Origin of the sequence: Kitasatospora purpeofusca (assembly GCF_034043715.1) — a bacterium.
Lineage (GTDB): Bacteria > Actinomycetota > Actinomycetes > Streptomycetales > Streptomycetaceae > Kitasatospora > Kitasatospora purpeofusca_A.
The window spans coordinates 86386-99412 of the sequence record NZ_JAXCLC010000012.1 but is presented as its reverse complement, the minus strand read 5'-3'; the positions used below and the strand labels follow the sequence as shown (position 1 = coordinate 99412).

General features: G+C 74.2%; 14 protein-coding genes. 11 read left to right on the top strand and 3 right to left on the bottom strand.

What is annotated here, in order from left to right; all coding sequences use genetic code 11:
* Window positions 1-35: 35 nt before the first annotated feature.
* Both ilvD and SM793_RS09230 read left to right on the top strand, forming a co-directional pair.
* Window positions 36-1880, top strand: a complete 1845-nt coding sequence (ilvD, locus tag SM793_RS09235; RefSeq protein WP_320437580.1) for a dihydroxy-acid dehydratase — start codon at window positions 36-38, stop codon at window positions 1878-1880.
* 82 nt (window positions 1881-1962) lie between these two features.
* On the top strand, window positions 1963-2490 hold the full coding sequence (locus SM793_RS09230) for a hypothetical protein (protein ID WP_320437579.1): 528 nt from the start codon (window positions 1963-1965) through the stop codon (window positions 2488-2490).
* Window positions 2491-2511: 21 nt separating this feature from the next.
* On the opposite strand, the gene SM793_RS09225 is transcribed toward SM793_RS09230, so the two are convergent.
* The gene (locus SM793_RS09225) at window positions 2512-3864 is read right to left on the bottom strand and encodes a hypothetical protein (RefSeq protein ID WP_320437578.1); all 1353 of its coding nucleotides are present in this window, start codon (window positions 3862-3864) and stop codon (window positions 2512-2514) included.
* 107 nt (window positions 3865-3971) lie between these two features.
* Window positions 3972-4406, bottom strand: a complete 435-nt coding sequence (locus tag SM793_RS09220; protein ID WP_320437577.1) for a hypothetical protein — start codon at window positions 4404-4406, stop codon at window positions 3972-3974.
* 213 nt (window positions 4407-4619) lie between these two features.
* Here SM793_RS09220 and proC point away from each other — a divergent pair, with 213 nt between their 5' ends.
* The 3 genes from proC (at window position 4620) to SM793_RS09205 (ending at window position 7541) form a co-directional block, all read left to right on the top strand.
* On the top strand, window positions 4620-5447 hold the full coding sequence (gene proC / locus SM793_RS09215; RefSeq protein WP_320437576.1) for a pyrroline-5-carboxylate reductase: 828 nt from the start codon (window positions 4620-4622) through the stop codon (window positions 5445-5447).
* 30 nt (window positions 5448-5477) lie between these two features.
* Window positions 5478-6134: an HAD family hydrolase gene (locus SM793_RS09210; protein WP_320437575.1), complete on the top strand. Its 657-nt coding sequence runs from the start codon at window positions 5478-5480 to the stop codon at window positions 6132-6134.
* Window positions 6135-6350: 216 nt separating this feature from the next.
* Window positions 6351-7541: an MFS transporter gene (locus tag SM793_RS09205; RefSeq protein ID WP_320437615.1), complete on the top strand. Its 1191-nt coding sequence runs from the start codon at window positions 6351-6353 to the stop codon at window positions 7539-7541.
* A gap of 46 nt (window positions 7542-7587) precedes the next feature.
* On the opposite strand, the gene SM793_RS09200 is transcribed toward SM793_RS09205, so the two are convergent.
* The gene (locus SM793_RS09200) at window positions 7588-8073 is read right to left on the bottom strand and encodes a MarR family winged helix-turn-helix transcriptional regulator (RefSeq protein WP_320437574.1); all 486 of its coding nucleotides are present in this window, start codon (window positions 8071-8073) and stop codon (window positions 7588-7590) included.
* A gap of 105 nt (window positions 8074-8178) precedes the next feature.
* Between SM793_RS09200 and SM793_RS09195 the strand changes: the two genes are divergently transcribed.
* From SM793_RS09195 to SM793_RS09170, 6 genes are all read left to right on the top strand, one after another.
* Complete coding sequence (locus tag SM793_RS09195; protein ID WP_320437573.1) at window positions 8179-8664, top strand: HGxxPAAW family protein; 486 nt, start codon at window positions 8179-8181, stop codon at window positions 8662-8664.
* Entirely contained in the window at window positions 8645-9841 is a 1197-nt protein-coding gene (locus SM793_RS09190) for an acetoin utilization protein AcuC (protein ID WP_320437572.1), read from the top strand. The genes SM793_RS09195 and SM793_RS09190 overlap by 20 nt, the downstream gene beginning before the upstream one ends.
* Window positions 9842-10091: 250 nt before the next feature.
* Complete coding sequence (locus SM793_RS09185) at window positions 10092-10301, top strand: helix-turn-helix domain-containing protein (RefSeq protein WP_045937940.1); 210 nt, start codon at window positions 10092-10094, stop codon at window positions 10299-10301.
* 191 nt (window positions 10302-10492) lie between these two features.
* A complete protein-coding gene (locus SM793_RS09180) occupies window positions 10493-10591 on the top strand; it encodes a 30S ribosomal protein bS22 (protein ID WP_003948845.1) in 99 nt (32 codons plus the stop codon).
* A 194-nt stretch (window positions 10592-10785) separates the two neighbouring features.
* Complete coding sequence (locus tag SM793_RS09175; RefSeq protein ID WP_320437571.1) at window positions 10786-11901, top strand: NAD-dependent epimerase/dehydratase family protein; 1116 nt, start codon at window positions 10786-10788, stop codon at window positions 11899-11901.
* 6 nt (window positions 11902-11907) lie between these two features.
* A complete protein-coding gene (locus tag SM793_RS09170) occupies window positions 11908-12921 on the top strand; it encodes a lysophospholipid acyltransferase family protein (protein WP_320437570.1) in 1014 nt (337 codons plus the stop codon).
* The last annotated feature ends 106 nt before the right edge of the window (window positions 12922-13027 follow it).

Genomic DNA, 13027 nt, shown 5'->3' with positions numbered 1-13027 from the left:
GGGCCGCCAGTCAGCCTCCGAAGGAGTCGAGCACAGTGCCCGAGCTGAGGTCCCGTACGGTCACCCACGGTCGCAACATGGCAGGCGCCCGGGCGCTTCTCCGGGCGGCCGGCGTAGCCCGCGAGGACTTCGGCAAGCCGATCATCGCGGTCGCCAACTCCTTCACCGAGTTCGTCCCCGGCCACACCCACCTCCAGCCGGTCGGCCGGATCGTGTCCGAGGCGATCAAGCAGGCCGGCGGCATCCCCCGCGAGTTCAACACCATCGCGGTGGACGACGGCATCGCGATGGGCCACAGCGGCATGCTCTACTCGCTGCCCTCGCGCGACCTGATCGCCGACTCGGTCGAGTACATGGTCAACGCGCACTGCGCGGACGCGCTGATCTGCATCTCCAACTGCGACAAGATCACCCCCGGCATGCTGATGGCCGCACTGCGGCTGAACATCCCGACGGTGTTCGTCTCCGGCGGCCCGATGGAGGCCGGCAAGGCCACCCTGGTCGACGGCACGGTGCGCAAGCTCGACCTGGTCGACGCGATCTCCCAGGCGGTCAACGAGAACGTCTCCGACGAGGACATCGCGATCATCGAGGAGAACGCCTGTCCGACCTGCGGCTCCTGCTCGGGCATGTTCACCGCCAACTCGATGAACTGCCTCACCGAGGCGGTCGGCCTCTCGCTGCCCGGCAACGGCTCGCTGCTCGCCACCCACACCGCCCGCCGCGCCCTCTACGAGGCCGCCGGCCGGACCGTGGTCGAGATCACCGACCGGCACTACGGCCAGGACGACTACTCCGTCCTGCCGCGCTCGATCGCCTCCCGCGCCGCCTTCGAGAACGCCATGGCCCTCGACATCGCCATGGGCGGCTCGACCAACACCATCCTCCACCTGCTCGCCGCCGCCCAGGAGGCCGAGCTGGACTTCGACCTGCGGGCCATCGACGCGATCTCCCGCAAGGTGCCGTGCCTGTCCAAGGTCGCGCCCAACGGCGCGTACTACATGGAGGACGTGCACCGGGCCGGCGGGATCCCGGCCATCCTCGGCGAGCTGCACCGGGGCGGGCTGCTGAACGAGGACGTGCACACCGTCCACTCCGACTCGCTCACCGAGTGGCTCAAGACCTGGGACGTCCGCGGCGGCTCGCCGTCCGCCGAGGCCGTCGAGCTGTGGCACGCCGCCCCCGGCTGCGTCCGCTCCGCCGAGGCCTTCTCGCAGTCCGAGCGCTGGGAGTCGCTTGACACCGACGGCGCCCGGGGCTGCATCCGCGGCGTCGAGCACGCCTACTCCGTCGAGGGCGGACTCGCCGTGCTGTACGGCAACCTCGCCGAGGACGGCTGCATCGTGAAGACCGCCGGCGTGGACGAGTCGATCTGGACGTTCAGCGGCCCGGCCGTCGTCGTCGAGTCCCAGGAGGACGCGGTCGAGGCGATCCTCGCCAAGCGGATCAAGGAGGGCGACGTCGTCGTCATCCGCTACGAGGGCCCCAAGGGCGGCCCCGGCATGCAGGAGATGCTCTACCCGACCTCCTTCCTCAAGGGCCGGGGCCTCGGCAAGGCCTGCGCGCTGGTCACCGACGGCCGCTTCTCCGGCGGCACCTCGGGCCTGTCGATCGGCCACGCCTCCCCGGAGGCCGCGTCCGGCGGCACCATCGCCCTGGTCGAGGACGGCGACACCATCGCCATCGACATCCCGGGCCGGCGGATCTCCCTGGAGGTCCCGGCCGAGGTCCTGGACGAGCGCCGGCGCGCCCTGGAGGCCGGCCACGGCTACCGGCCGCAGAACCGCGACCGCCAGGTCAGCCAGGCCCTGCGCGCCTACGCCGCGATGGCCACCTCCGCCGACAAGGGCGCCGTCCGGGACGTCAGCAAGCTCGGCTGACCCCCACCCCGACCACGAGGCGCCGTCCCGGCCACCGGGACGGCGCCTCCGCCGTTCCCGCCCGCCGGGGATAATCGGACCCGTGACCCAGGAACGCACCCCCACCACCCAGCCCGCCGGCGCCCCCGAACCGGAGCCGATCCGCTGGTTCGGCACCAGCTGGGTCGAACGCGGCGGCGACTACCGGCTGCGCCGCGTCCTCGTCCCGGCCGGGGCGCTGCTCGCCGCCGCGGCCGGCGCCTTCGTGCTGCGCCTCGCCGTCGACGGCATCCGGGTCGCCGACAACGGGGGCTTCCTCAACGGACTGCTGGTCGCCGCCGTCGCGATCTGCTCGCTGCTCGCCGCGCTGCGCACCTGGAAGCTGCTCACCGAGGGCCGGGACGCGCTGACCGGCTGGATGGCCGAGGACAAGTCGCTCGGCGTGGTCTGGGTGATCGGCGGGGTCGGCTCGCTGCTCGCCTACTTCCTCCGCGCCCTGCGCGAGGCCCCCGGCGAGGCCCTGCACCGGGCCCGCTACGAGAAGGCGCTCGCCCGGCACGACCGCCGGCAGGCCGCTCGCGGCGGCCGGCCCGGCAACGGCGCCCCGGGCCGGGGCCGGCGCAGGCGCTGACCCGGCGGGGCGCCGGCCCGGTCAGCTGCGGCTGACCGTGCCGCAGACGCCGTCCGTCCGCAGCTCCTGGGTGCGGTCGTACGGGTCCGAGGGCGGTCCGGACGGTGCGGGGGACGTCCCCCCGACGGCCGCGAACTGGTCGAACTGCGGGTGGTACCAGCCGTCGTACACGTCGCACTCGCTGTTGCCGACGTCGGACATGGTCCGCTCGAAGTAGAGCCGGTCCCGCTCGACCTGGAACTTCGCCGGGTCGTGGAAGCGGAAGGTGTCCACCCGGCGCACGACGGTCCGCGCCGTCCAGGTGTCCCCGGCCACGTCGGCCGCCGGGGTGAGCAGGCCGACCGGCTTCGGCGCGGCGCCCCCGCCGGGCGCCGGGCTGCCCGTCGGCCGCGCGGGACCGGACGGCCTGGGCGCGGTGGCGCGCTTGGCGGCGTCCGGGCCGGGCCGGAGCGGGTAGACGAAGGTGAAGTCGGTGTGCACCAGCACGCCCCGCTTGCCGTCCCCCTCGACGCTGATCCGGCCCTGCAGCCGGTAGGTGTCGCCGACCGGGATCGCGTCGCGCCCGTCGAAGCGGCTGAACCAGCCGGTCGGGTCCTGGTCGCGGGAGGGACTGGCCAGCGCCTTCTCGGCCGCCGCCCGGCCCTCCGGGCTCAGCATGGCCAGGGCCGCCTCCGGGCGGCCGCCGGCCACCGTCCGCGGGTCCAGATTGGCCGCCGCCAGGTACCGCTTGACCAGGTCGACCTGCGCGGCGACCTGGTCGGCGCCGAACACGCCGATCCTGGTGACCGTGCCCGGTTCGGGCCCGAACGCGTCGATGCCGGTGGGCCACCCCTCGGCGGGGGAGCCCGCCCACGGGCGGTCGACGGTCGGCTGCTTCGGGTCGGCCGGTGGCGGCGCGGCGGTCGGCGCCCCGGTCTCCGGAGCGACGGTCGCCACGGGCGTGCCGACCGTCGTACCACCGGACCCGGAGCCGTCGCCGAAGTGCGTCGAGTACCAGGACCGTAGCCCGTCGACGTTCAGCGCGGCGAGCACCAGGGCGACGGTGAGCAGCACGAACAGCGGCGTCCGCCACCACCCGCCGCGGCGCGGCCGGGGGTTGCCCCACGGGTCGACCGGCCGCGCCCGGCGGGCGAACCGCCGTCGCGGCCGGGGCCCGTCGTTCACCGAGCGGCGGCCGCCGGGGTCGACCGGCGGCGTGTGCTGCCACCGGGCGGCGAGCATCCGGGTGCGCCCCGTCTGCTCCTTCACGGCGGCGCCCCGGACGAAGTCCTCGTCGAGTACGAGGCCGGCGAACGGGTCCTTCCCGTCCGTCCCGTCCTTCGGCTCCTTCGGCTCCTCGGACGGACGCGGTACTGGGTCTTCGGCGATCGGCATCGCGCCAGTATGCCGACGGGGTGTGACGGGTGTTCGATCGGGGCCGCACCGCCGGGTGAACACCCCGCCGGAGCGGGGCCGCCGACCACCCGTTCCCTGTCGGGACGTCAGCCCTTCGCGCGGGCACGCTTGACCGAGCCGACCACCCCCGCCACGCCCAGGACCATGGCGGCCGGGAACAGTGAGAGGAAGAACGCCTCGAACAGGCCCGCGTCGCCGAGGAACAGCTGGGCCAGCGTGTTCAGGAGGAGCAGGCCGCCCGCCGCCGGGAGCGCGGCCTGCCAGGGGTGCTCGTTCGCCCACTTGTGGAGTCGCCGGTCGGCGGTGTCCCGGCGCAGCCGGCCGCCCACCGTGCCGACCAGGAAGAAGAAGAACAGGGCGACGCCGGCCGGACCGGCCAGCATGCTCAGCGACCAGTCCCCGTCGATCAGATCGATCACCAGGTCCGTCACCCCCACCAGCGCACCGACCCCCGCGGCCGTCCGCCACGGGCCCAAGGTCGCCGCGGCGACGGCGACCTGCCGGTTCTCACGTCGGGACATCTCTCCGTGTGCCATGCCTCCACGGTGCGCCCGCGCCCACCGCCGGGCCATAGGGGAGAACCCCGAGATTCGCCCTAGGGGGCTGCTTCACCGGGTACCCGAACCGGGTGCCCGAACCGGGTGCCCGCAGGGTGGACGGTGCCGCCCAGGAGCGGGACGCGGTGCGAGGATGGCCGGGGTGGCGGGACACAACACCGGAGGCAAGGAGCGGCCATGACCAGCAGCGCGGCGCACGGACAGAAGATCGCCTTCCTCGGCACGGGCAAGATCGGGGAGGCCCTGCTCTCCGGTCTGCTGCGGGCCGGCCAGGACCCGGCGGACGTCCTGGTGACGGCCCGCCGGCCCGAGCGGGCCGCCGAACTGGCCGCCAGGTACGGGGTCGGCGCGGTCGGCAACGCCGAGGCCGCCAAGCTCGCGGACACCCTGATCCTCGCGGTGAAGCCGCAGGACATGGGCACCCTGCTGGACGAGCTGGCGCCGCACATCGACCCCGACCGACTGGTGATCTCGGCCGCGGCCGGCATCCCCACCGCCTGGTTCGAGGCCAGGCTGGCCCCCGGCACCCCGGTGGTCCGGGTGATGCCGAACACGCCCGTCCTGGTGGACGAGGGCATGAGCGTCATCTCCGGCGGGTCGCACGCCGCCGAGGCGCACCTGGAGCGGGCGGAGGAGATCTTCCGCTCGGTCGGCAAGGCGCTGCGGCTGCCCGAGTCCCAGCAGGACGCGGCGACCGCCCTGTCCGGCTCCGGTCCGGCGTACTTCTACTTCCTGGTCGAGGCGATGACCGACGCGGGCATCCTGCTCGGGCTGCCCCGGCAGGTGGCGCACGACCTCATCGTGCAGTCGGCGATCGGCGCCTCGGTGATGCTGCGGGACTCCGGGGAGCACCCGGTGAAGCTGCGCGAGGCGGTCACCTCGCCGGCCGGCACCACCATCGCGGCCATCCGCGAGCTGGAGAACCACGGGGTGCGGGCGGCCCTGCTGAGCGCCCTGGAGGCGGCCCGGGACCGCTCCCGGGAGCTGGCCTCCGGCGGCAGGTGACCCGCGGGGACGGCCGGTAGGGTCGCCCGTATGGCCCATGAACTGGTGATCTTCGACAACGACGGTGTCCTGGTGGACAGCGAGCCGCTCTCCAACCGGGTGCTCGCCGGGTACCTGACCGAACTGGGCTACCCGACCACCGTCGAGGACTCCTACCGGGACTTCATGGGCACCGCGGCCCACCGGGTGCACGACGTGATCGCCGAGCGGTACGACGGCGCCCGCCTCCCGGAGGGCTTCGACGAGGCTTTCCACGGGCGGGTCTTCGACACCTTCACCGCCGAACTCGTCGCCGTGCGGGGCGCGGAGACGCTGCTGAAGGAGCTGCGCCAGCGTTCCGTGCCGTACTGCCTGGCCTCGTCCGCGCACCACAGCTGGATCCGCGCCGCGCTGGACGTCACCGCTCTGCGCGGCTGGTTCCCGGAGGAGCGGATCTTCAGCGCCCAGGACGTGGGGGTGGGCAAGCCCGCGCCGGACCTCTTCCTGCACGCCGCCCGCACCCTCGGCGTCGATCCGGCCGCCTGCCTGGTGGTGGAGGACAGCCCGAACGGCGTGCTCGCCGCCCGCGCGGCCGGCATGGACGTGTACGGCTACACCGCCCTGACCGACCCGGCGAAGCTGACCGCCGCCGGTGCCACCGGCCTGATCGCCGACCTCGACGAGGTGCTCCCGCTGCTCGACCGGTAGCGGCCGGCCCCCACGGGGCCGCAGCCGTCTCACGCGCACCCCCTCACGCGCACCCCCTCCCGCGAACGCCCGTCAGCGCCTACGCTCTCGCCACCGACCGCCGTACCGGCCAGTAGCGAGGTGGATGTGCCTACCGAGAGTGCCTGCCGTTCCGGGAGCGACGCGGGGGACGGGAGCGTCCCGGTCGCACCGCGGCTCCGGGCCGGCCGGGCGGCGCTGGCCGCGAGCTTCCTCCTCCAGGGCGTCACCTTCGCCCTGCTGGTCACCTGCATCCCGGAGATCCAGGACCGGTACGGACTGAGCGACTCGCTGCTGCCGCTCTTCCTGGCCGCGGTGCCGGTGCTGGCCGGGGTGGGGTCGATCGCCTCCGAGCGGCTGGTGCGCCGGACCGGCGCGCGGGCCGTGCTGCGGGTGGTCCAGCCGGCGGTCTGCGCCACCCTGGCCGCCGCCGGCCTGGGCGACGAGCTCTGGCAACTGGCCCTGGCCCTCGGCGCCTTCGGCCTGCTGGTCGGCGCGCTGGACGCGAGTATGAACATGCTCGGGGTCGGGCTCCAGCACCGCTACGGCCGCTCGGTGATGCTCGGCTTCCACGCCGCGTTCAGCCTCGGCGGCATCCTCGGCGCGGCCGTCGCGGGCCTCGGCGCGCACGTCGGGCTCGGGCTGCCGGTGCTGTTCGGGACGGTGGCCGGGGTGGTCGCCCCGCTCGCGATGCTGGCCGGTACGAGGTTCGCCGGACCGGCCGAACTCGGCGACGCGGTACGGGAGGCCGCCGCGGCCGCCGCCCGTTCGATCCCCTGGCGGCCGCTGCTGCCGCTCTGCCTGGTGATGGCCTTCGCCTACATCGCCGACGCCTCGGTCTCCAACTACAGCGTCAAGTACCTGACCGACGGTCTGGGCAGCGCCGAGGACGTCGCCAAGCTCTCCTACCTCGGCTACATGGTGGCGATGCTGCTCGGCCGGGCGCTCGGCGACCGCGCGGTGCAGCGCTGGGGGGCCGTCCCGGTGGTGCGGTCCGGTGCCGCGCTGTCCGCGCTCGGGTTCGCGCTGGCCGCCGCCGCGCCCGCCGCCTGGGCCGGGATCGCCGGGTTCACCGTGCTGGGGCTGGGGATCTGCGCGATCATCCCGCAGGTGTTCGCGGCCGGCGGGCGGCTGTTCCCGGCCGACTCGGACGCCGCGGTGGCCCGGCTCAACCTGTTCAACTACGTCGGCTTCCTGGTCGGCTCGCCGCTGGTGGGGGCGCTCGCGGACGCGAGCTCGTACCGCTGGGCGCTGCTGGCGCCGATGCTGCTGGTGCTGGCCGTCCTGCCACTGGCGGACCGCTTCGCCCCGCCGCCGACGTCGTCCCCGGCGCCCACCGGCCCGGCCGTCCCGGACGCCGTCCGGGACGCCGTCCGCGGCACGCCGTAGGGCGCGCCGCCGGGGGCGATCCAGGGGACTGCCTCTGGGGACTGTCTCAGGGCGTCGCCTTCCTGATCTCCGCCAGTGACTCGTGCAGGACCGCCTTCGCGCGGGTGAACCAGTCGGTGAGCACGGCGATCTCGGCCGGGGTGTAGTCGGCGAAGAGACCGTTGATCCGTCCGTAGAACGGGCCGTAGACCTCCATGATCCGGTCCTGTGCGGCGGCCTCCAGCACCACCCGCACCCGGCGGCGGTCGCCCGGGTCGGCCTCGCGCCGGGCGTACCCGGCCTTCTCCAGCCGGTTGAGCACACCGGTCACCGCGCCGGTGGTCAGCTGCGCGCGTTCGGCGAGGTCGCCCGCGGCCAGGGCCTCGCCGGCCATCGCCGCCTCGATCAGGAAGCCGACGCAGGTGAGGTCGGTGACGTTCAGGCCGAGCCGGGCCGCGATGTCCTGCTGGCCGAACTGCGCGAGCGCGATCATCCGGTCCATCGCGTAGAGCGCCTGCTCGGGCGACGCCTGGGGGCGCGGCTTGCCCTCCACGGGAAATCTCCTTAGCATCTAAGTTACTTACCTCGTGAGATAAATGTCAGTCCATTCGCGGACGGGGAGCCCGGTGGACCCGTCCATCACACCAAACGAGGACACATGGGCGCACACGCTGATCACGACATGGGCCACACCGTGGCCGGCTGGACCGGCACTGCCGTCGTCACCCTGGGCTTCGCCGTCGCGGGCGCGGCCTTCGTCGCGGGCTCCGGAGCGGGACTCTGGGCCGGCGCGGCGCTGATCCTCCTCGGGGCGGTCGCCGCCTGGACGCTCCACCTGGGCGGCCGGGGCAAGGCCACCGGGCCGCGCCCGCCGGAACTGCGGCACTGGCGCACCCCCGACCCGGCCGGCCGCCAGGGTCACCCCGACTGCCTCGGTTGCCGGCTGGCCGGCCGCCGAACCGCCCGCGCCGCCGTCCCGGCCTCCGCCCGTGCTGCCGCGCCCGCCCCCGTCGGAGCCGCCGCGCCCGCCCCCGGGGCGGGCGCCCGGGTCCCGACTCCCGTGCCGCGGGCGTTCGAAGACCCGTTGCCCGGCCGCACGGCCGCCACCCACTACGGTGGAGGCCATGCCCGACGCCGAGCGTGACCCCTCCTGCGGCCTGCACCTCTTCTGGGACGAGGCGGTCACCGCCTACGACTTCGGCCCGGGCCACCCGATGGATCCCACCCGGCTGTCGCTCACCATGCGGCTGGTCGAGGACCTCGGCCTCGCCGCCGGACCGGGTGTCACCGTCCGCTCCGCGCCCGCCGCGGGGGACTCCACCCTCCGCCTGGTGCACACCGCGGCGTACGTCGAGGCGGTCAAGCAGGCCGCCGCCCACCCCGACCGGCAGGACGCGCGGCACGGCCTCGGCACCGACGACAACTGGTCCTTCCCCGCCCTCCACTCCGCCTCCGCGCTGATCGCCGGCCAGTCGGTCGCCGCCGCCGAGGCCGTCTGGCGCGGTGAGACCCCGCACGCCGTCAACTTCGCCGGCGGGCTGCACCACGCGATGCCCGACCGGGCCTCCGGCTTCTGCGTCTACAACGACCCGGCCCTCGCCATCGCCCGGCTGCTCGAACTCGGCGCCGAGCGGATCGCCTACGTCGACGTGGACGTCCACCACGGCGACGGCGTCCAGGAGGCGTTCTGGGACGACCCCCGGGTGCTCACCGTCTCGTTGCACGAGCACCCGGCCACGCTGTTCCCGCAGACCGGCTGGAGCACCGAGACCGGCGGCCCGGGCGCCGAGGGCTCCGCCGCCAACCTCCCGCTGCCGGCCGGCACCGGGGACGCCGGCTGGCTGCGCGCCTTCCACGCCCTGGTACCCGACCTGCTCGCCGCCTTCCGGCCGCAGGTCCTGGTCACCCAGCACGGGGCCGACACCCATCTGGAGGACCCGCTCGCCCACCTCGCCGTCACCGTGGACGCCCAGCGGGCCATCGCCGAGGAGCTGCACGGGCTGGCGCACGAGCACGCCGGCGGCCGGTGGATCGCGCTCGGCGGGGGTGGCTACGCCGTCGTCGACGTCGTCCCGAGGGCCTGGACCCATCTGGTCGCCACCGCCGCCGGCAGGCCGGTCGACCCGGCCACCGAGACCCCGGAGTCCTGGCGCGCCGAGGTCTACCGGCGCACCCGGGGCCCCGCCCCGCTGCGGATGACCGACGGCGCCCGTCCGGTCTGGCGCGACTTCGACGCGGGATACGATCCGGCGGACCGCCTCGACCAGGCCATTCTGGCCGCCCGCCGCGCCGTCCTGCCGCACCACGGCCTGCTGCCCTGAGCGGGCGGCGAAGGGACGCCGTCCGTTTGTGAGGACCTGGTGTCCGGTCGCGTTCCGTGCGCAGGCCGACCGGTACAAATCGCCGATCGACTACGTACTGCAACCGACTTATCCCTCACCGTACGAGGACTGGGCTTCTCCCTCTTCCCACTGGTACCACCCATAACTACTCTGGGGATACACGTGTGCCGGTGGAGTCACCGGAGGGGAAGCCGGTGCCTTGCACACGGGTAAGGGTCGGGTGATGGTCATGAGTTCCGGCGAACGCCCCTTGCAGGACGTCGTCTTCCTGACCGTGGCCGAAGTGGCCGCGGTCATGCGGGTCTCCAAGATGACGGTCTATCGGTTGGTGCACAGCGGTGAGCTGCCTGCCATCCGGGTCGGCCGCTCGTTCCGGGTGCCCCAGCAGGCAGTGCACGAGTACCTCAAGGAGTCCTACGTGCGGCTCGAGAGCGCGTAGGCAAGACCGGTCCGGGCGGGGCCCACCACCGGTGGGCCCCGTCTCCGTTCGCTCCGGATTCGCCTGCGGTTCGCCTGCTCCAGGGGGTGCGATTACGACCCTGGGCGAGTGGACGGTAGGCTGGGCCCTCACGTCAGTCGTATGGACTCCGTCTCTCACGGGCGAGAGTCTCAGTGAGCGAGGGTTGTTCCGTGGGCTCTGTCATCAAGAAGCGTCGCAAGCGTATGGCCAAGAAGAAGCACCGCAAGCTTCTCAAGCGCACGCGCGTTCAGCGTCGCAACAAGAAGTAAGCGCCCCCGGCCGCGCTCGCGCGTCCAGCGCTTCACACCGCCCGCCCAGGCCTTCCGGCCTGGGCGGGCGGTGTCGTTTCCCGGCCCGGCCGTGTCCGGCCCGGTTGTTCCCGGCCCGGTCGTCTCCCGGCCCGCCGGGGCGGCGCGGTACGGTGCACGCAGGTCTCCCGGGCCGAGGAATGGGGTGCAGCGCTGTGGGAACGGTCGTGCTCGTCACCGGCGTCGGCCGGCACCTGGGCGCCCGCTTCGCCGCCGAGCTGCGCCGCCGCCCGGGGGTGGACCTGGTGGTCGGCGTGGACGTGCAGCCGCCGGGCCCGGCACTGCGCGCGCTCGCCGAGCCGGACGGGCCCGCCGCGCCGTACCGCTTCCACCAGCTGGACCTGCGCCGCCCCGCCGTGGCGCGGGTGATCGCCGAGCACGGCGTCGACACCGTGGTGCACCTCGCGGTCAGCGCCACCGGACTGGGCTCCACCCACCGCTCCGCGGTGAAGGAGGCCAACGTGATCGGCACCATGCAGCTGCTCGGCGCCTGCCAGAAGGCGCCGGGGGTGCGCCGGCTGGTGGTGAAGTCGACCACCGGCGTCTACGGTTCGGCGCCGCGCGACCCGGCCGTGTTCACCGAGCGCACCCAGCCGAAGACCCTGCCGGGCGGCGGCTTCGCCAAGGACGCGGTCGAGGTGGAGGGCTACGTCCGGGGCTTCGCCCGGCGCCGTCCGGACGTCGCGGTCACGGTGCTGCGGTTCGCCAACATCGTCGGCCCGGGTGCCGACACCCCGCTGACCGACTACTTCGCGCTGCCCGTCCTGCCGACCGTGCTCGGCTACGACCCCCGGCTGCAGTTCGCGCACGAGGACGACGTGGTCGAGGTGCTCTGCCGGGCTTCCTTCCCGGCCGAACCCGGCACCGTGAACACCGGCACCGTCAACGTCGCCGGGGAGGGCGTGCTGCTGCTCTCCCAGTGCGCCCGCCGGCTGGGCCGGCCGACCCTGCCGCTGCTGCTGCCGGCGGTCAGCTGGATCGCCGGACTGGCCCGGCAGACCCGGCTGGTCGACGTCTCGCCCGAGCACCTGCGGCTGCTGACCCACGGTCGGGTGGTGGACACCGCCCGGCTGCGCGAGTCCTTCGGCTACCGTCCGGTGTTCAGCACGCCGGAAGCCTTCGCGGACTTCGCCGCCGCGCAGTCGCCGGGCCTGCTGCCGCCGCGGCGGCTGACCGCCGTCACCGACGGGCTGGCCGCGCTGCTCGGCCCGGAGGCCGGCCGGACCCCCGCTCCGGGCACCCCCGCCCGACCGCACCGACCCAGGAGCTGAACCCCCATGAGTGCCGCCGCCGAGAACGCGCCGGGTGAGGCGAAGGTCATCCCGATCGAGTCCGCCCCCAGCTGGAGCGAGCCGCCGGCCGACGGCTCCGGCCTGGCCGACCGGGTGGCCGGCGCCGTCGGCGGCGCGCTGGCCGGTCGGCTCGGCGCCGCCGCGACCCGTGCGTTCGGCAAGGGCTGGGAGGACCGGGCCGCCGACGGCCTGGCCTTCCTGCGCCGCCGGATCACCGGTGACTACGAGGTGGACGAGTTCGGCTTCGACCAGGACCTCACCGAGGAGGTGCTGCTCGGGCTGCTGCGGCCGCTGGCGGAGAAGTACTTCCGGATCGAGGTGCGCGGGATCGAGAACATCCCGGCCGAGGGCGGCGCGCTGATCGTCGCCAACCACTCCGGGACGATCCCGCTGGACGCGCTGATGACCCAGGTGGTGATCCACGACCACCACCCGCACCACCGGCACCTGCGGATGCTCGCCGCCGACCTGGTGTTCGTCCTGCCCGGGATCAACGAGCTGGCCCGCAAGGCCGGGCACACCCTGGCCTGCAACGAGGACGCCCAGGCACTGCTGGAGCGCGGCGAGCTGGTCGGGGTGTGGCCGGAGGGCTTCAAGGGGGTCGGCAAGCCGTTCTCCGAGCGGTACAAGCTCCAGCGCTTCGGCCGGGGCGGCTTCGTCTCCTCGGCGCTGCGGGCCAGGGTGCCGATCGTGCCGTGTTCCATCGTCGGGGCCGAGGAGACCTACCCGATGATCGGCGACTTCCGGACCCTGGCCCGGCTGCTGGGCCTGCCGTACGTGCCGATCACGCCGACCTTCCCGTGGCTGGGCCCGCTGGGGGCGGTGCCGCTGCCGACCAAGTGGATCATCGAGTTCGGCGAGCCGATCGCGACCGACCGGCACCCGGTGGAGGCGGCGGACGACCCGATGCTGGTCTTCGACCTGGCCGACGAGGTCCGGGAGACCATCCAGCACACCCTCTACCAGCTGCTGGTGCGGCGGCGCTCGGTCTTCTTCTGAGCCGGTCTGCCGGGCCGGTCCTCTGCCGGGCCGGTCCTCTGCCGAGCCGAGTGCCCGCCGGGCCGAGCGGGAACGGCGGTGCCCCGGCGGACAGCTCGTCCGCCGG